Consider the following 19,547-nt stretch of genomic DNA (forward strand, 5'->3'; position numbering starts at 1 on the left):
GCTCGCCTACACCGGGCGATTGCGCAAAAAGTTTTCGTAGGCAAATCCGCGCACCTCGTCTTCCGTGTAGCGCTTGAGCAGCTCGTTTATCAGGTTTTGGCTCATCCCTGCATGCTCAAGCCCCACGACTTTTTTCGTGATCCCGTCAAAATCCGAGCCAAGCCCGATATGGCGTACGCCGCCGAGCGAGCAGAAGTGATCGATATGCCGGATCAGGTCGTCAATCGTCGTCGGCGCCGAGTCGTTAATAAACATCGTGCAGTACACGACGTGGACATTGGCCCCTTTGGCGAACATCGCCTTCGCCTGCTCGTCCGTCAGGTTGCGGGGATTGTCGCAAACAGCGCGGGCGTTGGAATGGCTCGCGATCGGGTACTTCGCCAGCTCCAGCGTCTCCCAGAAGCTGCGCTCGCACAGGTGGGAGACATCTGTCAAAATTTTTCGTTCATTATGGAACTGAATAATCTCTTTGCCAAACGCGGTCAGCCCGCCGTTTCTTTCTTCCAGCGCCCCGTCTGCCGCCAGATTCGCCAAATTCCAGGTCAGGCCGACAGAGCGCACGCCGAGCTGATAGAGAATGTGCAGCTTTTTCAGGTCGTTGCCGATCGGCTCTACCCCTTCGAGCGTCAAAAGCGCCCCGATCTCGCCGTCCTGCAGCCTGTCCAGGTCGCTCCAGTCGCGAATCTGCTTCATCTCCGGATGCTTGCCGAGCACCTCTGTATAAAAGTAGTGAATCTGATCCAGCGCGCATTGAAACCGGCTTTCCGAAGGCAGGTCGACCGGCGTGTAAATCGCGTAGCATTGCACCTTCACTCCCCCGTCGTGCAGCCGATTCCGGTTCACGTCGAGCTTTTCCGAATCGGCAAAGGAGAGATTCCCCTTTTGCTCCCATATTTTCAAAAGCGCATCGCAATGCAAATCAATAATCGGCATTCCCGCCATTTGCTTCATCAGTCCTCGCTCTTTTTTCTCTTGACGAACTCTACCTAATTCCCTCACTTTACGGTAATGTATTTTTAAAAGCGATTCCAATTAATTTTTGCAATAGGCATCTTCAAAAATTTGCATAATGGAGCCCACCCCTATGAATATGGAACAACTGGAAGCGTTTATTTTTGTAGCTTTGACAGGGAGCTTTAGCAAGACAGCCGATCTCTTGTACCTCTCCCAGCCAACCGTCAGCATGCGGATCAAGGCGCTGGAAACCTCGATGGGCTGCAAGCTGTTTCAGCGCACAGGCCATACGATTTCGCTGACCAAGGAGGGCGACCTGTTTTTGCCCTACGCGAAAAACATCATGAACATGCTGCAGGAGGGCCAGCAGGCGATCCAGCGCTCACAGGGCGACGTGGAAGGCGAGCTGACCATTTCGACCGTATTCGTTTCGGCCTTTTACATCTTGCCGGATCTCGTGGAGCAGTTTCAGCAGCTTTATCCGAAAATCAAGCTGACGATCCTCACCGGACATTCGCATCAGGTGCTCGATATGGTGCTCAACCACGAGGTGTCGTTCGGTATCGCGAGGGCGGTCAACCATCCGCAGATCAACCGGATTCAGCTCATGTCCGACGATATGGTGCTGGCGATTTATCCCGAGCATCCGTTTGCCTATCGCCATCAGGTGTCGATCGAGGAAGTCGCCCGCGAACGGCTCATCTTGTTCAACCGCGGCTCGCTGGACTGGAAGCTGATTAACAACGCGTTCAGTCATTTTCAACTGCAAAACAACGTCGTCATGGAGGCGGACAACATCGAGGTCGTCAAACGGATGGTCAAGCAGAAGCTCGGCATCGCCTTTTTGCCCCGCTTTGCGATCAGCAAAGATTTGAGCGACGGCGAGCTGAAAGAGGTAGACGTCCTCAACCTGCCGCAAATCAACCGCAACTTCGAGCTGATTTACTTGAAGGATACACCCGTGAACGGGATCATGCGCACGTTTATCGACTTTTTGATGCAAAACAAGGCGTTGCAGTGAGCGGCCGCAAGAAAAAGACCGCCTCTAGCGGACGGCCTCTTCTCTTCCGGCGGCGTGTGGCGCTGCCTGGTGCTTTTCCTTTTGGCGCGGACCCAGCTTGCTGATTGCAAGCAGCAGACAGCCGATGATAACGAGCATCGCGACCAGGGCAAACGTAAAGTCGCCGAACAGATCGACAGCCAGCCCGATCAGCACAGGCCCGAGCGAGCCGAGCATGTACCCGCCAAACTGCATGACGGCCGACCACGACGTAGCTTCCTGCGCGCTGTCCGCCTCTTCAATCGGGATCAACAGCGCCAAAGGGAACAAGCCGCCTGCCCCGATCCCGAGAAACACGGTCGCAAGCCACGGCGAAGCGTGAACGAGCAACAGGGCGATGCCGACCAGCTCAGCCAGGGCACAGGTGAACAGCCAGCGATTGCGGTTGCCAGTGCGGCTGACAATCACCGGGATGAGAAAGCTGACCGGGATTTGAATGATCGTAAACAGCGTCAGCACCAATCCCGACTGCGCATGGCTCATCCCTGCCGCTTGCACGAGCGGAGCCAGCCAGGCGGTTATCATGTAAAACATCGAGGACATGCACCCGAAAAACAGCATGCTTGCGATCATCCGCCCGCTTTTGATGCGCAGCTTGGGCACGGGGGCGGCGGACTTACCCGCTTTTTGTTTTGCCAACGGGAGCAGCGCGGCTGCGGCGAGCACGGCCAAGAGCGCCCAGACGCACAGCGAGTACTGCCACGACTGGCCCAGCGCCGTAAACAGCGGGATCGACAAGCTGGACGCAATCGCAGCCCCGATGACGAGCGACACGGAATAAATGCTGGCGGCACCCGGCTTTCCAGGAAAGTACTTTTTGATAAAGCCGGACAAAAGCGGCCCGGCGATGCCAATGCCAATCCCGGAAATCAGGGCGGTCACAAGCAGGCTCACGCTGTCCAAGACGAGCACCCGGTACGCTGTCGCCGCAAAAATCATCACGATCGCCACAAGCAGCGAGCGCTCCAGGCCAAAGCGCTGGCTGAGCGTGATGGAGAAAAGCGCAAACAGCCCCATGCAAAATACCGGGAGCGTCGTAATCAGGCTTGCCGTTACTCCGCTCATCCCCAAATCGGTTTGGATGATATCGAGCAGCGGCCCGACAGACGTAATGGACGGCCGCAAGTTCAATGAGAGCAAAAAAATAACGGCAATCAAATAAAATAACCGCACGCAAACACTTCCTTCCTCTATCCTTGAATGAAGTGTAAAGCCGTGCGTACAATAGATCAATTCTATTTTTTCTATACAAATAATAGTTACAGACTATGGTAAAGAAGGGAGGCGCCATGGAATTTCGTCAGTTGCAATATTTTCTCATGCTGTGCAACGAGCTGCATTTTTCCGAGGCCGCCTATAAGCTGGGCATTAGCCAACCGACGTTGAGCCAGCAAATCCGCGTGCTGGAGGATGAAGTCGGCGTGCCGCTGTTCGACCGGATCGAAAAAAAAACGGTGAAGACCGAGGCTGGCGCGATCCTGGAGCACCACGCCTTGCAAATCGTTCAGCATCTGGAAAATGCCCGGACAGCGATTGCCGACCTGACCCATATGCACGCGGGGCATTTGCGCGTAGCGGTGCTGCCGTCCGACCTCGACTACCGCCTCACTTCGCTTTTGATCGACTTCCACAAGCAGTTTCCGCAAACAAAAGTGCAAGTGTTTCCTTCCATTGACATCGTGAACCAGGTGCTGAACATCGAGGTCGACCTCGGTGTCGGCCTGGCGATGCCTGCCATGCCCGCCGATGAGCGTTTGACGCGGATTTCGTTTTACACGGAAACGTACAGTTTGTACGTCCATCGAGATCATCCTCTGTCCGGGCGGGAAAGCGTCTCTTGCGACGATCTGCGCGGGCTTGCGTTCGTCATGTATCCGCAAGGCTTCTACGGCCGCGATTTGATCGACAGGTTGAGCAAAGAGCGCGGGCTCGTCATCGAAACGATCATGGAAACAGGCTCAGCCACGTCCCTGCTCCAGCTCGTTGGCGCAGGCATCGGCGCCACGATTCAGCCGAGCCGCCTGATCGAAAGCTTTCAGTCGCTGGGGATTCGCGCCGTTGCCATCGACGACTCGCCGATCCGGGAAATGGTCATCATGTACCGCAATGACAAATACATCAGCGTCGCTGCCAAAGCGTTCATCAACAAGCTGGAGACGTCGTTTCAAACCTCGTGCTAGCGTGCCGCGCAGCTTGCTGCTTGCCGTTTTTCCCGCGGGAAAAAACCTCGCTCTTGCAACTAAAAGTATCCACTGGAGGGAAATCCTAATCCGTATGGCTGTCATCCTGTCATGGCAAGGAGGCATTTATGACGCAGCGCAAACTGGTACATTTCACCGATCAGGACCTGGACGGCGAATCGTGTGCGATCTTGAGCCGGATCGCCTATGGCGACCGGGAAGTCTTCACCCGCGGCGTATCGCCCTATACCGTCAACCAGGAAGTCCAGACGTTTCTTGCCGAAGAGTTTTCGCCGGAGATGTCCGTCGTCATTACAGATGTGGGCGTCAACGAAGAAGTGGCGTCCTTGATTCAGAAAAAAGTCGAGCAAGGGCATTCGTTTGTCCTGATCGACCATCACCCGACGTCGCTACCCCTGTCCGCGAAGTACGACTGGGCGAACGTCATCGTCGAAGCAGTGGGACAGAAGACTGCGGCGACCAGCCTTTATTACGATTACTTGCGAAGCAAAGGGCTTTTGGCGCCCACAGACGTGCTTACCGACTACGTGGAGCTGGTGCGGGCGTTTGATACGTGGGACTGGGAAGCGACCGGAAATGTGCAGGCGAACCAGTTGAACCTCTTGTTTTATTTGGCGGAGCGCGGCACTTTTGCCGACCAGGTGATCGGGCGGCTGCGCAGCGAGGACGTGGAGCAGTTCGCGTTCGAGGACTGGGAAGCTCTCCTGATCTACACAGAGGAGAGAAGAATCGCGGAGTTTGAGCAGAAAAAGGCAAAGCAGATGAAGCGCCTGAACGTCGAAATTGATCTGGACGAGCCGAGAACGTACAACGTCGGCGTCGTCTTTTTGGAGCAGTACCAATCGACGACGGGAAACTTTTTGTGCAAAAGCGATGAGACGCTCGATTTTGTCGCGATGCTCGATCCCGGAAAAGGCAGAATCAGCTTTCGCACGATTCGCGACGACGTGGACCTGTCGGTGATCGCGGCCCACTACGGAGGTGGCGGGCATCCCAAGGCGGCGGGCTGCTCGTTTACAGGCGTGACCCTAAAAACTTTTGTGTACCCTGCCCTGCGTGTGCATTGAAAAATCCCCTCCGGCCGCAAGCAGGCGTCCCCATCGGCTCATCCGATGATGAGATGAGCCGATGGGCGCTGCTTTTTTCGCGAGGGGATTCTCATGTGTATCCGTTACGCGTGGTTACGCGTGACCGAGCAAACCTTCCAACACTTTCTGGACTTTTACCCCTGTCTCAAACGTCACCAGTCTGGCTTCCTGCCCGTCGATGGCAAGCGCCAGCTCGTCGAGCAACAGCGAGAGGCGGTCCAGTTCTGGCACGTCTGCGGCCACAGGCGCTTCTCCCTCTCCCCCGACAAACAGCTTGCTCCAGTTGACTACGCTCAAGGTGCCTTTGGTGCCGTAAATACGGTAGTCCAGATGCTCCTGGTGCGCGATGCCCGCCAGTCCGTTGATCGTGACCGGAGTGCCGCAAGCAAGGCGCAGGAAGGCCGAGACGCCCGTTTCACACGCTTCCGGGTCTTGCGGATAGTCTACGTCCGAGCGGATGACCTGCAAATCTCCGAACAAGGCGTAGGTCAAATGGGTAAAATGCGGCAAAACCTCGCGGATGAAGCCGCCCTGCTCCCGGCCGGACAGCCACGGCGTCTGCTGCCACGGGCGCGGCCACGTATGGAAATGGGTCAAAATATCAATCCGGCGAATCTCGCCGATCTCCTCCAGCCTGCTGCGCAGCGCGGGGAAAATGCCCTGATAGTAGAGCGGAAAGTTCATCGCGTGCACGACGCCTGCGTCTTTGGCTGCCGCCAGCATGTCCTCGGCTTCTGCGAGCGAATTAGCGAGCGGCTTTTCGCACAGCAAATGCTTTTTGTGCGCCAATACGTCCAGAGCGATCGCATGATGGAACTTCGGCGGGACGGCCAGGTAGACGGCGTCCAGCTCTTCTTTTGCCAACAGCTCCTTGTAATCGGTGTACCACGGCACATTGCCGGATTTTTGCGCGGCCTCCTGCGCCCGTTCGGCAGACACGTCGCTCACTGCCGCGACGCTGAATTTTTCGTGGGTGCGAAGGGCGTTCATCATCCGCTCGCCCATGACGCCTGCGCCGATGACGCCCACCTTCCGTTTGCTCTCGTTCATCTGTCTTTCCTCGCTTCCTGATGAATGCTCGTCTTTTTTGCACCTCCCCCTTTTCTCTATTTATCTGAAAATTCCTTGTAAAAAAACTAGATTGCGAAAAAATGTTTGCGAAAATCGCTACACGGAAGCGATACCCGAGTGGAACCGTCTCGTTTTCTTTGAATCGCGTTCATGGCTTGTTGTGCCCAGGAAATGCCGCAATGCTGGAACTTTTGCGCCTGTACGCTGATTTCTGCTGTAATTTGAAACGACTGGATGAAAGTGCGACTCTTGTCATCGTTGAAAATCGGCTGCTCCGCCTCTTCCGGTAGGTCGGCTGCAGGCTGTCAAATCTTTCTTTCCCTAATTATCCATTGACATGCAACCATTCGGTTTCCTATACTACAAAAAGCGAAACGTTTTGGTTTCATTTCCATGCGCAAACTAGGAAACTACTTTACTGATACGGAGGCGTATTCATGTCCAACACTATTCCTGATATCGTTCAGACACAAGTTTTCAACGCTCCCTTGCAAAAAGTTTGGGACGCGGTCGCTACAGCAGACGGGATTGCCGCTTGGTTCATGCCCAACGATTTTCAGCCTGTAGCCGGACATGCCTTTACCATCCATTCCCCTTATGGCGATTCGCCTTGCGTCGTGCAGGAGATTGATCCGCCAAACCGCCTGGTGTTCAAGTGGGGAAAAGACTGGGTCATCACTTTCGCCTTGAAAGATTTGGGCGAAACGACTGAATTTACGCTGATCCATTCCGGTTGGTCGCCAGATACTGTGACCGAGTTCGGCGAAAGCCATGCAGTCGTGCGCGACCGAATGAACCAGGGCTGGGATTCTTCCGTGCTGCCTAAACTGAAAGAGTATGTGGAAGCGTAAATGAGCAGCTCTACTGCCAAGCACGACGTTTTTCAAGCCATCGCCGATCCGACGCGCCGCAAGCTGCTGCAATTGCTGACCGATCAGGAGATGCCCGTGACGGCCATCAGCCGGCACTTTCCGATCAGCCGCACAGCCGTTTCCAAGCATTTGCGCATATTGTCCGAGGCCGGACTGGTCAAGGAACAGCGCGTAGGTCGCGAGACGAGGTATCGGATGCAGCCCGAGCCGCTGGAAGAGCTGAAAAGCTGGCTGTCCTACTACGAGCGCTTCTGGGACAACAAGCTGAACGCCTTGAAGCGGTTGGTAGAAGCGGAGCATTCCGAGGAGCTTCAGCCTTCCGGGCCGCGGCTGGTTGAACGAAAGCAGGACGAGCAGTAGAAAACCTGCCCTTCTGGAAGCGAAAAAAAGGATAGGGAGCGTAGCATTCGTGCCGCGCCTCCCTATCCTTTTTGCTGATTCGAGCTTGCAAGCCGAACGCTTTTTCTCCAAACGAAACGATCGCAAGCGTCGGCCCTGACGTGTACAGCACAACCGACAGCAGCACGCTCTCTCGCAACAAATGCGCCAAACGGCTTGGCGCCGCCCGCAGTTCGCCGCCAAGATCGAGCGTGACGACAACCCGTTTGTCAATCGGCAGCTCCAGCCGCTTGCGGCAGTCGTGGATGCCCCGCCCCAGCACGCGGCCGCTTAGAAATAGTCATTGTATAATTGTCGCTGCTGTTCCTCTGCGATGCTCTGCAAGTCGTAGGCGTTAATGCGAAAAAACTGATAGTCGCCTTGATCCGCTTTTTTCGCGGCGAGCTTGCTTAAAAACTTCGGGGAGCCTTCGTTTTCTTCATCGTAAACTAACAAAAGACCGTCTGAATGGGAGAGCAAAAATTTGTCTTTCTCCTGAAGTTGCCAAACACCCTGGTAAGGCGTTTGATAGACGCTGTTGATATAGTCGGCTTGCCTTACAATATTTCGGTAGTAATCCTGTGTTTCTTCTTTCCACTTTTCCTCTTGGTTCAAAAACGGAGTAATGACCGCCAGCTTTAGCTGGGGATACTCCTTTTTTAATTCGAGAACCGTTTCGGCTGCCCACATTTCTACCCCGAGTTGGCCGGATATGATGACCCATTCCAGCTCTTCCTCCAGGAGTCTTGCGAGTTCCCGCCTCAGTGCTGTCTTGATAATCGCCAGCCCCGGATTTTTTTCATGGAATATGCCAAGCTCGTGAGCCTTGTATCCGGAAACCAATAAACGTTTTAACATCATGCCACCTCTGGTTTCAAAGAAGCTCTAGCAGAAAATAGTTTTTTTCACTCGACGATAGTTAGATTATAGCTGATGCATTTGCGTTTCTGCTCGTCTTTTATCGGGAGATCCCCCGTCTGAAAAACGCAAAAATCCCGCCCCCGCAGGGACGAGATTTCATCTCGCGTTGCCATCCTTGTGCGGAAAACCATCGCCACGAGAAGACGGAACAACCTTTTTTACGCCGCCACCCGCTTCATGCTGCGTCGGCTCTCCATGCGCGACAGGAACAGGCTGAGCACGAGAACGATTGCCCCGAACAAATACGGCGCGTTCACATGCATGCCGTACAGCGTACCCGCCACTGCCGGGCCGAAAATGTTGCCCAGGCTCATGTAGGCGTTGTTCATCCCTGCCACAAACCCTTGTTCATCCCCGGCCCGCTTGGAGATCAGCGTATTGATCGCCGGGCGCATGATCGACGTCAGCGTGAAGAACAGCACCGTCAGGACGAGCATATACCAGAAATTTCCTGATAACAACATCAGCACCATCGTCACGGCCGAGCTGAAAAACGTCCAGTTGATAAGCTTCTTTTCCCCGAAGCGGGTAATCAGCTTCCCGATCAGCATCGCCTGCACAATCGTTCCAGCCAGGGCGCCCACGGTGATGATGATGGAGATGTCGCGCGGCGTGTAGCCGAACTTCGCGTCTACGAAGAGCGGGAAGATCACTTCAAAGTTCGCCAGTCCAAAGGTCATCGTAAAAATCAGCACCAGCATGATGAAATACGACGACTGAAACGACTTGCCGAGCTGCAGGAAAATGTTTTCTTTCTTCGCCTCCGACTGGCGAGCTGCCAGTTGCTTTTCTTTTGGCAACGACTCAGACAGAAACAGCAAGGAGCCGATCGTCGCCACGGCACCGACCGCCGCCGAAATATAAAACGGCATCCGCAGTCCAAGCTCGGCGAGAAAACCGCCGATGCCCGGCCCGATCACGAATCCGAGCGACATCGCGGCGCCGAGCAGGCCCAGCCCTTTTCCCCGCTTGTCTTCCGTCGTGATGTCCGCCACGTAGGCGAGCATGGAAGGAATCATCGAAGCTGCCCCGATTCCCCCGATCAGGCGGGAGAGGTAGAGCACCCACGTATGCTCGGCGAGGGCAAACACAAGGTTGGAGATCGTAAACAGCACCAGGCCGGATACGATCATGATTTTGCGGCCGTATTTATCCGACCATTCTCCCGCGATCGGCGAGAACAGAAACTGCGTCAAACCAAATGCCGCCACCAGGTAACCAGCGGTCTTCCCGCCTGCCCCAAATTCCTTCAAAAACTCGGGCAAGATCGGAATAATCAAGCCAATTCCCAGCATGGCAATAAACATGTTTATCATGAGAAAGAGAATCGGTCGCCCGTTACTCTCCGCGTTACTCGTATTCATTTATCCAGTCCTATCCATTTGTATTTTTGTTTTTTCAGGCTGTAAGCTTCGCCTTCACGCTTTCGATCACAGTGCGCCACACGGCCGGGTCAGTCGTAATCTGCTCCTTGAACGTGCGGTACAACTGCTTTTGCTTTTCTTCAAAATCAGGCGCATCGGCCGCAGGGAGCGTTGCGCGAGCCGTCGTAATCATCTCCTGCACCTCCGGCGAGCGAGGTCCCCATACACAGGCTTCGTTTCCGTCCTGGTCGAGAAAAATGAACATCGGGATCGCCCGCGCCGTGCCGTTGGTGAGATATTGGTCCATCAGCTCCAGGTTTTCGTCGCGGATGAGGAAGCGCAGCTCGATATTGCTTTCCTCGGCGATGCGCTGGATGACCGGAACGCACAGAGCAGCATCCCCGCACCAGTCGGCAGTCAGCACGACGCCTTTCCAGTTGCGAGCGGACAGCTCCTTCCAAAACGCCAGGTCTTCCTCGGTAAACGCAAGCTGCTCGTAGACGCGTCCCAGCTCCTGCTGGTTGACGTTCATGCTCGCGCGATACTCGGCAAAGCTCATTCCTTTTTCAAACCAGATGCTCTGATTCACGGTAGACATCGTCGGTACTCCTCCCCTGTATGAAAAAAAGTTATTGCTCCCAGATTGCAGAAGTTCCCAGGCGGTTTCGCGCGGAAAAGCTTCTCGTCTTGCGGCTTTGTCTTTCTGACGCCGTTTGTTGTTTTTCCTGCAGCTTCGCGGTCAGCTCCATGAACCACGCTTTGTCTTTTGTCACGAGCGCCAGCTCGATCAGGTCATGCAGTTGTTCCAGGTCGTCAAAGGTGCCTGTCGACATGCGCTCCAGCCGTTGCAGCGGAATGGCCGCGAGCCTGCCGATCGCCTCTTCGTTGTCACTCTTGACTACAAAAACGTGCGCAATGCCCCGCGATGAATCGACGGTTTCCACGAAGCCTTGCACCAACTCGCCATGCTTGGACTTGCCCATTACCCACTCGCTACTTGCCAGCATCTTTTCCCGATTCATTCGAACGCACCACCTTAAATTGTAGTTAAAAAAGTTACAGTTTCCAGTTGAAAATGTTGCCTGCCTACTGGCGATTCTGCCCTTGACACTGGCCCTGTCCCTGACGAACTTTATCCAGAACCGTCTGGATCGTAAGCTGCTCCAAATATTTGGTGTAGTACAACTCCGCTTCCGTAAAAATCTGATCCATGACGCCATGCATGTTGGCAGACACGAGGCACGCTTCCTTCGGGTCGCCCGAGCACCAGTGCGGCTTCAGCGTCCCTGTCCACATCGAACGGTAAATCGCGGCCAAGGTCACGTCGCCGGGGTCGCACGCCAGCATATAGCCGCCCCCTACGCCCTCTTTTGTCTTCACGAATCCGTTTTTACGCAGAATCCCCATGATTTTGCGAATCCTCGCGGGATTGGTGCATACATTTTGTGCAATAAGCTCACTGCTTGCCATATGTCCCGGTAGATGAGCCAACAAAGCCAAGCTGTGAACAGCAATCGTAAACTCACTATTCACGTCTGAGACGGCCCCTTTCGCAAGAGTACTGTAATCTTAATTCTTACAGTTCTGAATGTCAATAACTGTTGGAGGCGTAACTGTTTTCGCAAATGTATGGATAACTGCTCCCGCGGCTGTAGGCGCAACTGCACTCTCGGCTGTCTTTTGCTGCTGTTATCCCTGGCCATGCCTTTGCCTGGGGTGCGCAGCGCCAAAAAGAAAAGGAGGCGGAAAAATTGCCTCCTGTCTATCGCGTCTCCCCGCGCATACGAGCGCTGCTTGCTTTTCGTGCCAGCTTCGCGGTATCTTCCTTTGTTCTATAGCGGCTTCACCAGCAAAATCTCGTCGCGAATCGGAATCCCGTTGTCTGCGACGAGCGGGATTTCCGGCTTGATCGCCCGCGCTTTTTGTACGGCATTCACGTACAGCGCGGACAACTGATACCCCCGGCGCTGGTAAAAGCCCATCGCGTGCAGGTTGTCGTTGGTCGTCACCAGCTTCATGCGCAGGCAGCCGTGTTCCCGCGCTGTCTGCTCCGCTTTTGCCAGCAGCTTGGAGCCGATCCCTTTGTTCTCCGCCAGGCTGTCCAAAGAAATAATCTCGCACTCCTTGGCCTCCAGCACGTAGCTGACGTACCCCTGGATCGCGCCGTCTTCGCCGAGGACGGCATACCCGTCCAGCTCGTCACAGCGAAAGACGCCGCTCGATATAACCATTTGCGGGCTGCCCCAGTTCACTGTAAAAAAATCCGCAATAACGCTTTTCGGCAGCTCGCTTGCTGCTACGATTTTCATCGCTGTCACCTCGTGGGCTGAACTGTAGTTTGGAAAAAAGCCCCCCGCTGGCTGAACCGCAGGGAGAACTTCCATCCGCTTTGCCGCTTACGGGCGCACCTTCAGCAGCACTTTTCCCGTGCTCTGCCTGCTCTCCACCCAGGCGTGGGCGCTCGCTGCCTCTTCCAGTGAAAACAGTTTGCCGATCTTGATGTCGAGCTTGCCTTCCGCCAAATAGCCAATGACCTGTCGGGCCGTATCTTGCAAAAGCTGCGGGCGCAGCTTGCGCGTCGTGCCGAAGCTGAAGCCGAGCACCGAGCGGCAACTCGCGTGCAAATCGAGCGTGCGAATCTGTCCGATTTCCCCGCTCGCATTGCCGAAATGCACGAGCCGGCCGTACCAGGCGAGGCACTCCATGCTGCGTTCGCTCACCTGTCCGGAGATCGAGTCCAAAATGACGTCGGCGCCCGCTCCATCCGTCAGCTCCCGCACTTTTTCCACGAAATCTTCCTTGTCGTGGCAGATGACGTAATCCGCCCCCGCCTGCAAAGCGACCTCTGCCTTGGCCGAACTGCCGACCGCCCCGATGACGCGCCCCGCTCCCAAAAGCTTCGCCAGTTGAATCGCAGTTGTCCCGATCCCTCCTGCCGCAGCGTGAATCAGGACCGTTTCGCCTTTGGCGAGACGGCCGACTTTTGCCAGCAGTTGATAGGACGTAAACGACACAACCGGGCAGGCAGCCGCTGTTTCCGTGCTGATCTGCTCGGGAATCGCGAATGTCAGCGCCTCTTCCGCAGCCACGTATTCGGCGTACGAGCCGTTCGCCGGAAAAGCGATGACGCGCTGTCCTACTTGCAAGCCTTTTACTTCGGAACCGATCGCTTCAATCACCCCTGTCGCATCCAGTCCGGGAATAAACGGCAGCTTGGCTGCCCCTTTTTTGCCGTAGCGCGATTTGATGTCGGCAAAATTGACGCTCGCCATGTCTACGCGAATGAGCACCTGCGTAGGCGAAATGGCTGGCAGCTCGACATCCGTATATATCATCTTTTCTGGACCACCCAACTCTGTTACCAAAACCGCTTTCATGAAAAATCCCTCCCAGCATGGTTTGTGACCGGAGGCAGTCGGCTTCTGTTGCCCGGGCGTCCTTGCTGCTCGCAGGCCGTTTTCGAGCCATTCCTCCCACTTGAGAAACGTGGGGCCACCCCAATTATTTCCCTATCTTTTGCGGATTCCCTTCCCATCGGCTATTTCATCGCCGCTGTGACAGCGGACCAGGCACTAGCAAACTTGGCGGCGCCAGGCCAGTGGTGAAAACTTCATTAGAAAACTTGACGCAGCCTTAGTTGCACGTATACTGATATCCTCTCCGTACAAAAAAACCGCTCATCCAATGAACGGTTTTTTCTTGAACGCTTATGCTTGCAAAATCGCCATGACGGCCGCTTTTTTCTGCGCGTATTCCTCGTCGGTCAGCACAGGCGCAAACTCGCTTCTCGGCAGCTCCACAAGCAGGTCGTGCCACGATTTGCAGCCTTGGTACGCGGCTTCAATCGGAATGACCGCCGGCTGCGCCAGCCGATACGTGCGCACGAACAAAATGTGCAGCGGCTGCTTTTTCTTCCAGTGTAAGCGCACGTCGGCAAAATTGTCCGTCCAGATGTGATGCGGCGACAGCGCGCGCAGCTTGGCTTCGTCCATCAGCTCCACATCGTCTGTCACTTCCGCAAAATACTCGATGGCGACCGTCGTTTGCTCGCTCGACCAGCCTGCAAGCGTCGCGTCCAGCAGGTGATGATACGCTGGCTTTACCATGTCGCGTTTTTGGTGCTCGTAAGTCGGATACAGGTAAAACAAATTATTTTCCAATCGGAATTCTCTTGTTTCTTCGTATAGCCCGCCCTTGCGGATCGTAATGATCTGCTCGCCTTCCCCGAGCGCTTTGACGGCGACCGCCCATTCCTTCAGGCTCAAGGGGGACAGCGGCTGTGCGATCGTCTGCATGCAGTACGGCTCCCTTCTTTTGTCAGAATCGTTTAGTGACTTTAGTCTAGCTTAATTCCGACCTGTTGAGAAGACATTTACAACAGTTGATTCACATGCTGCATGGCAGCCGTCAGCCGCTGCGCGTAATCTCCCGTGATCGTCACGTAGGAGATGCCCCGTTCGTCCAGCATCCGGCACAGCTTTTCGTGATTGTCCCAGCGCACCTGCTCTGCTCCGTGCACCCGCAGACCGTCATCGACCCAGGCAACATCCGGTTCCAGGAGCAGCCACAGATCGTACTGTTGCTCGCGGGCGATCTCGTCGAGCACCGGGAAGCTGTGCCCGGTGTACAACTCGGAGTAAAACTGGGTGACAACCGCCTCCGTGTCAATGAACAGCAGCTTGTTGGCTTGCTTGCCCGCCTCGTACTCCTTCATTTTGTGGGCGTAGGCGATGTGCGGGAAATACTCCTTCGTCAAGATCGTGTCGCAGCCGCCTACTTCCTCGCAGATCGTGCGGCCGTACTCCTCGACAAACACCGTGTTGTACATTTTCGCCAGGTAGCGGGGCAAGGTCGACTTGCCGCAGCTTTCCGTCCCGACTACGACGACCTTTTTCACAAAAGACGGCCGGACTACCGCCGGGATGTGCTGCCAATGGGCAAAAACGCCTTCGCTTCTGATCTGCGTCGCCGAGATCGGCACCTGGCTGCGCGCCCCGTCGAGCACGACATGTTTGGCTCCGGGATACAGGCGGCGAAAAATCGGGTCGTACGACGGCTCCGAGCTGAAGACGAGATCAATCGGCCTGCCGATCTTGCGCTTGATGTCGGCGGCCCCCGCCTCCCAATCGTACGTCTCGTCGCTGTCGGCCCGATCCTCGACCGCTACCACCCGCACGTTTTCCTGCCGCGCCGAATGGTCGTAGATGGCAAACACGATGTCGTCAAACAGCTTCGCGTACTCTTCGTCGAGCAGCACTTGCGCAAAGTAGTCGGCCACGTCTTTTGCCTGGTTGCGGAAAACGCCACAGCCGTACGCGCCCAGGATGACCGTCCGGTTCCCGTGGATCGCGGAGGCGCGCAGCACCTTTCGAATGCGCTCCTTCATGACAGGTCCGATCTGCCCTGCGTTTTCCGGCTCGCGCTCGCGGACGACTCCCGCATTCACGGCCGGAGCGGTGACGAACGACAGCAGGTACGGCTGATCCAACAGCCCGGAAGCGCGCGCCAGGCTCTCTTCCTGTGCCTGGCTTCCGCCCGGAAACCCGCCGCCGGGATGTTTGGCCGAAGCGAAGTTCAAGCATACAGTGTTCTCGCGCTGTTCGCGCACGATGAGCCGTTCGGCTGCGCCCAGGCTCGATTCGGCTGTCACCTGGATCTTGGCACGCCCTGCACGCGCCGGCATCGGCAGCGACTCGGCGCCGAGATCGTCCGGCCGGTACAGACGCGAATGGCGGATGGCGGCAGATTGCTCCGCGGCGAAGCTGACTTTTTCCCCTCTGCGATTCACGTAGAAGCCTTGATCCAATAGGCCAAGCGTCTCATGCGCCGTTTTGGAGCGACGGTCGCGATTGTTTCCTGGATTCATGATTTTTTCCCCCTTGCAGGGACTATGTCTGATCCATCCACGCCGGGTTGAAGCGGTAGTATTTGGATGGCCGATGCCCTGCATGCTTTCTGTATTGATTCGTTTCCAGCACCTTGTCTGCCACCTTCCGGCGAAACGCCGCGGCGAGCAGCTCCTTGCCCAAAATGACTTCGTACACCTGCTGCAGCTCGCCGAGCGTAAACAGCTCCGGCATGAGCGCAAAGGCGATATCCGTGTATTCGATCTTGCCGCGCAGCCGCTCCAGCGCGTACTGAATCATCTTGGCATGATCGAACGCGATCTTGTTCGTCTCCACGATCTCCCGCGTCTCTCGCACGATCCGGCCCGAGACGGTTTTCGTCACCTTGATCGTGGCCGACAGCTCCTCCCGCTCGTTTGCGAGGCGCAGCTCGACCCATTTTTCGGTCACGGTACCGTCCGGTGTCGCTGTTTTCGTCTCCTTGAGCCATTTGTCTTCGAGACGAAACCACTCGGCCTCGTCCGCATCGTCCCCCGCCTGCAAACGCAGCGCCGAGCTGTCCACCAGCGCCATGTACGAGGTGCTGATGACGCGCGTCCGCGGGTCCCGGCCGACATCTCCCCATGTGTACAACTGTTCCAGGTAAATATTGTCGAGATTCGTTTCCGTAAACAGCTCGCGCGTGGCCGCTTCCTCCAGGCTCTCGTGCGGCGAGACAAACCCGCCCGGCAGCGCCCACTGACCCAAATACGGATGCTCGCCGCGCTTCACGAGCAATATTTTCAAAGACTTGGGCGAGAGCTTGCGGTAATTTTCCTCCTGTTCGTCCATCACGGTAAAAACGAGCATGTCGACAGTCACGGAAGGCCGCTCAAACTGGCTCGCGTCATACGTCCGCAAAAACTCCTCTTCGGTTTGCCCCTGTTTATTGACAAGCGATTTTTGTGTCATGGAACCACCTCTTTTGCGTCTGCGCAATGTTACAGATGTTTTGTTATTAACAAATTGTTATTATCATTTTGTTTATATCATAGCACTGCTTCTTTGTTTTTGGTGTCAAGCAACAAAATGCCGGAGCTTGTTTTTTTACGCGCGGACAAAAGCCACCTATCGCTTTTGGGCACGCCAACGCAAAAAAAGCCTCTTGCCGGATGAACACCTGGCAAGAGGCTCTTCTGTTTATTGATCGTGACAGGAAAAGTTAAGCTGCGCTCGCTTGCGCTTTCACTTCACGAACGTACTGATCGGCTTTCTTTTGGTCAAACTGTCCTTCCCAGCGGGAGATGACAATTGCTGCCAACGCGTTGCCAACTACGTTGACTACCGTGCGGGCCATATCGAGCAGACGGTCTACACCAGCGATAAAGGCGAGTCCTTCCAACGGGATATTTACGGAGCCGAGTGTCGCGAGCAATACGACAAACGATACGCCCGGCACGCCAGCGATCCCTTTGGACGTTACCATGAGCACGAGCATCAAGGTAATCTGGGCGCTGATCGGCATGTCGATCCCGTACATTTGCGCGATGAACATGGCCGCCAGAGCCTGGTACAGCGTTGAACCATCCAGGTTGAACGAATACCCTGTCGGGATGACAAAGGAAGTAATCGCCTTTGGACAGCCCATTTTCTCCATTTTTTCCATGATCTTCGGCAGTACCGTCTCAGAGCTGGAAGTGGAGTAGGCCAGGAGCAGCTCGTCCTTCAAAATGCGCAGAATGGCCGTAATTTTGACGCCGCTGATGCGCGCGATCGTTCCCAGCACGACGAGAATGAAGAACAGCATCGCCACGTGCACCAAAATGACCAGCTTGCCCAGCGGAACGAGGGAGGACAGGCCAAACTTGGAGACGGTCACCCCGATCAGGGCGAAAACGCCGAACGGCGCAAAGCGCATGATCGTGTTCACGACCCAGAACATCGCGTCTGCCACACCCTGGAAGAAGGCAAGGACGGGCTTTCCTTTTTCTCCGGCGGCTGCGACACCGAGGCCGAACAGGACGGAGAAGAAAATAATCGCCAGCATGTCCCCGCGGACGATGGCATCAAACACGTTTTTCGGAACAATATTCACGAATGTGTCAATCATACTGTGACTTTGCGTCGTTTCCGCAGTCTCTACATACGTATGAATATCCGTTTTCGTCAGATGGGACATGTCGACGCCCACACCTGGCTTGAACAGGTTCGCGGCCAAAAGACCGACGACGATGGCAATCGTGGTAACGATTTCAAAATAGAGGATGGTTTTTCCGCCGATTTTTCCGAGCTTTTTCATGTCGCCTACGCCCGCTACCCCGACAATCAGGGTGGCAACTACGATCGGAACGACAATCATCTTAATCAAGCGGAGAAATACATCGCCAATAGGCTGTAAATAGGTAGCCACTGCTGGATTGCCATAAAAAATAGCACCCACCAGGATACCCAGAATGAGTCCGATGACAATTTGAATCGCTAACCCAAACCGCTTCATTCTGACACCTCGCTAGTAAAGTATGGAATCTGGTTTTGACACACTATACACACTCACCAAAATGAAGTGCTATATAGATGAAAATCATATCATGATTTTTTGGCTACTCCCCTTTTTTCTATTCTTTTTAGTTCTCTTTATTTTTTGACAATCACCGCTTTTTACCCGAAATTAGCGGGCGCATTGTGTTGCATTCTGGAAAAATGATAAAATAAGCCTAACGTTATTTGCGGACTCATTAATCAGAATGGAGTACTTTCATGACAATTCGGAAAATGCTGCTCCTGGGCTTGCTGGCCGCCATTGCCCTGTTTCTCTTGCCTTACTCCGTCCCGTTTTTGCTCGCGCTTTTGACCGCGATTTTGCTGGAGCCGCTCGTCCAGTTCCTGATCGGCAAGGTCAAAATGAACCGGATGAGCGCCGTCATCGCTTCGTTTTTGCTCTTTCTCGTCACGTTCGGCATCCTGCTGTACTGGATCGCTACGCAGATCGTCATCCAGGGCATCGACCTGGCCCAGCGGCTGCCCGCCTTTTCCCAGCATCTGTTTGAACTGGTGGAGTCGTACTTGCTGAGCTGGGAAAGCTACTACGCCACTTTGCCCGCCGAGACTGTCGTCCAGATCCAGAGCGTTTTTGCCGGATTGAAAAACTGGGCGATCACGAGCGCCTCCAGTGTCGCACGAGCCATCCTGGGCGTAGCGGCCATCATCCCGGGCTTTCTCATCAGCACGATCATTTACCTCGTTGCCCTGTTTCTCATCAGCCTCGACTTGCCGCGGCTGCGCGCAGGCTTCATGCGGATGTTCACAGTATCTGCCAGGGAAAAGGTCAACGTGGTGCTCTTCCAGTTGAACCGCGCGACCGTCGGCTTTTTGCGGGCCCAGATCATCCTCAGCCTGATGACGTTTTTGCTCTCCTTTATGGGGCTGCTGATTTTGCAGGTCAAGTATGCGGCAGTCGTCGCCCTGCTGATCGTGCTCGTAGATATTTTGCCGATTTTGGGCACAGGCTCGTTTCTCGTGCCGTGGGCGGTTTACAACTTTTTGACTGGCAATACACGCCTCGCGATCGGGCTGATTATTTTGTTCCTCGTGATTACGGTCGTGCGGCGGATCGTGGAGCCGAAAGTGCTCGCCTCCAATCTGGGGATCAGCGCCCTTGCTGCGCTGGTCAGCCTGTTTCTCGGCTTTCAGGTGATGGGCTTTTTCGGACTGATTCTCGGCCCTGCCCTCGTCATCATCTACGAAGCGCTGCGCAAGGCAGGCTTCTTGAACTTCAAGATCGACTTTTGACAAAGACGCTTGGACAGCCAAGAA

General features: G+C 55.2%; 21 protein-coding genes and 1 pseudogene. 7 read left to right on the plus strand and 15 right to left on the minus strand.

All coding sequences use genetic code 11. The features are described from left to right. Window positions 1–6 precede the first annotated feature (6 nt). The gene (locus BA6348_RS21025) at window positions 7–942 is read right to left on the minus strand and encodes a dipeptidase (protein ID WP_122953269.1); all 936 of its coding nucleotides are present in this window, start codon (window positions 940–942) and stop codon (window positions 7–9) included. 142 nt (window positions 943–1,084) lie between these two features. On the opposite strand from BA6348_RS21025, the gene BA6348_RS21030 reads away from it, so the two are divergent. Next, window positions 1,085–1,975 (plus strand): LysR family transcriptional regulator, encoded by an 891-nt coding sequence (locus BA6348_RS21030; protein ID WP_005832321.1) that lies wholly within the window; start codon window positions 1,085–1,087, stop codon window positions 1,973–1,975. 24 nt (window positions 1,976–1,999) lie between these two features. Here the strand turns inward: BA6348_RS21030 and BA6348_RS21035 are convergent, their stop codons facing one another. Then, complete coding sequence (locus BA6348_RS21035; RefSeq protein WP_007783728.1) at window positions 2,000–3,187, minus strand: MFS transporter; 1,188 nt, start codon at window positions 3,185–3,187, stop codon at window positions 2,000–2,002. A gap of 116 nt (window positions 3,188–3,303) precedes the next feature. Here BA6348_RS21035 and BA6348_RS21040 point away from each other — a divergent pair, with 116 nt between their 5' ends. Beyond that, window positions 3,304–4,194: a LysR family transcriptional regulator gene (locus tag BA6348_RS21040; RefSeq protein WP_122953263.1), complete on the plus strand. Its 891-nt coding sequence runs from the start codon at window positions 3,304–3,306 to the stop codon at window positions 4,192–4,194. A gap of 128 nt (window positions 4,195–4,322) precedes the next feature. Continuing rightward, entirely contained in the window at window positions 4,323–5,282 is a 960-nt protein-coding gene (locus tag BA6348_RS21045) for a DHH family phosphoesterase (protein ID WP_122953262.1), read from the plus strand. A 114-nt stretch (window positions 5,283–5,396) separates the two neighbouring features. Here BA6348_RS21045 and BA6348_RS21050 read toward each other — a convergent pair whose 3' ends face one another. Further along, window positions 5,397–6,353, minus strand: coding sequence for a Gfo/Idh/MocA family protein (locus tag BA6348_RS21050; protein WP_007783718.1), 957 nt, complete (start codon window positions 6,351–6,353; stop codon window positions 5,397–5,399). A gap of 458 nt (window positions 6,354–6,811) precedes the next feature. On the opposite strand from BA6348_RS21050, the gene BA6348_RS21055 reads away from it, so the two are divergent. From BA6348_RS21055 to BA6348_RS27735, 3 genes are all read left to right on the plus strand, one after another. Then, window positions 6,812–7,225: an SRPBCC family protein gene (locus tag BA6348_RS21055; protein WP_007783715.1), complete on the plus strand. Its 414-nt coding sequence runs from the start codon at window positions 6,812–6,814 to the stop codon at window positions 7,223–7,225. Beyond that, on the plus strand, window positions 7,226–7,606 hold the full coding sequence (locus tag BA6348_RS21060) for an ArsR/SmtB family transcription factor (protein WP_005832308.1): 381 nt from the start codon (window positions 7,226–7,228) through the stop codon (window positions 7,604–7,606). 181 nt (window positions 7,607–7,787) lie between these two features. Continuing rightward, window positions 7,788–7,919 carry a hypothetical protein gene (locus tag BA6348_RS27735; protein ID WP_255320481.1) on the plus strand — a complete coding sequence of 44 codons (132 nt, stop codon included), beginning with the start codon at window positions 7,788–7,790 and terminating at the stop codon, window positions 7,917–7,919. Here the strand turns inward: BA6348_RS27735 and BA6348_RS21065 are convergent. The 12 genes and pseudogenes from BA6348_RS21065 to BA6348_RS21115 all read right to left on the minus strand — a co-directional run bounded on the left by BA6348_RS21065 (window position 7,916) and on the right by BA6348_RS21115 (window position 18,231). After that, window positions 7,916–8,482: an SLOG family protein gene (locus BA6348_RS21065; RefSeq protein WP_122953261.1), complete on the minus strand. Its 567-nt coding sequence runs from the start codon at window positions 8,480–8,482 to the stop codon at window positions 7,916–7,918. The genes BA6348_RS27735 and BA6348_RS21065 overlap by 4 nt on opposite strands. Window positions 8,483–8,703: 221 nt before the next feature. Next, window positions 8,704–9,909, minus strand: a complete 1,206-nt coding sequence (locus tag BA6348_RS21070; RefSeq protein ID WP_007783707.1) for an MFS transporter — start codon at window positions 9,907–9,909, stop codon at window positions 8,704–8,706. A gap of 34 nt (window positions 9,910–9,943) precedes the next feature. After that, complete coding sequence (locus BA6348_RS21075; protein ID WP_005832303.1) at window positions 9,944–10,507, minus strand: thioredoxin family protein; 564 nt, start codon at window positions 10,505–10,507, stop codon at window positions 9,944–9,946. A 31-nt stretch (window positions 10,508–10,538) separates the two neighbouring features. Further along, complete coding sequence (locus BA6348_RS21080) at window positions 10,539–10,931, minus strand: IDEAL domain-containing protein (RefSeq protein ID WP_007783704.1); 393 nt, start codon at window positions 10,929–10,931, stop codon at window positions 10,539–10,541. Between the two features lie 64 nt (window positions 10,932–10,995). After that, complete coding sequence (locus BA6348_RS21085; protein WP_039971419.1) at window positions 10,996–11,442, minus strand: Rrf2 family transcriptional regulator; 447 nt, start codon at window positions 11,440–11,442, stop codon at window positions 10,996–10,998. 299 nt (window positions 11,443–11,741) lie between these two features. Beyond that, window positions 11,742–12,218, minus strand: a complete 477-nt coding sequence (locus tag BA6348_RS21090; protein ID WP_005832297.1) for a GNAT family N-acetyltransferase — start codon at window positions 12,216–12,218, stop codon at window positions 11,742–11,744. An 87-nt stretch (window positions 12,219–12,305) separates the two neighbouring features. Then, complete coding sequence (locus BA6348_RS21095; protein WP_025844004.1) at window positions 12,306–13,286, minus strand: quinone oxidoreductase family protein; 981 nt, start codon at window positions 13,284–13,286, stop codon at window positions 12,306–12,308. A gap of 330 nt (window positions 13,287–13,616) precedes the next feature. Next, window positions 13,617–14,204: a DUF1802 family protein gene (locus BA6348_RS21100; protein ID WP_025844003.1), complete on the minus strand. Its 588-nt coding sequence runs from the start codon at window positions 14,202–14,204 to the stop codon at window positions 13,617–13,619. Window positions 14,205–14,281: 77 nt separating this feature from the next. After that, complete coding sequence (locus BA6348_RS27865; RefSeq protein WP_307723512.1) at window positions 14,282–15,085, minus strand: AAA family ATPase; 804 nt, start codon at window positions 15,083–15,085, stop codon at window positions 14,282–14,284. Further along, window positions 15,080–15,775: pseudogene (locus tag BA6348_RS27870) on the minus strand (TIGR02452 family protein); the annotation flags it as partial. The gene BA6348_RS27865 and the pseudogene BA6348_RS27870, both read right to left, overlap by 6 nt. Before the next feature lie 22 nt (window positions 15,776–15,797). Beyond that, window positions 15,798–16,706, minus strand: a complete 909-nt coding sequence (locus BA6348_RS21110; RefSeq protein WP_122953260.1) for an NUDIX hydrolase — start codon at window positions 16,704–16,706, stop codon at window positions 15,798–15,800. A 250-nt stretch (window positions 16,707–16,956) separates the two neighbouring features. Further along, window positions 16,957–18,231 carry a cation:dicarboxylate symporter family transporter gene (locus tag BA6348_RS21115; RefSeq protein ID WP_007783688.1) on the minus strand — a complete coding sequence of 425 codons (1,275 nt, stop codon included), beginning with the start codon at window positions 18,229–18,231 and terminating at the stop codon, window positions 16,957–16,959. 260 nt (window positions 18,232–18,491) lie between these two features. Here BA6348_RS21115 and ytvI point away from each other — a divergent pair, with 260 nt between their 5' ends. Next, window positions 18,492–19,523: a sporulation integral membrane protein YtvI gene (ytvI, locus tag BA6348_RS21120; protein WP_122953259.1), complete on the plus strand. Its 1,032-nt coding sequence runs from the start codon at window positions 18,492–18,494 to the stop codon at window positions 19,521–19,523. Window positions 19,524–19,547: the final 24 nt, after the last annotated feature.

Source organism: Brevibacillus agri (genome assembly GCF_004117055.1).
GTDB classification, from domain to species: Bacteria; Bacillota; Bacilli; order Brevibacillales; family Brevibacillaceae; genus Brevibacillus; species Brevibacillus agri.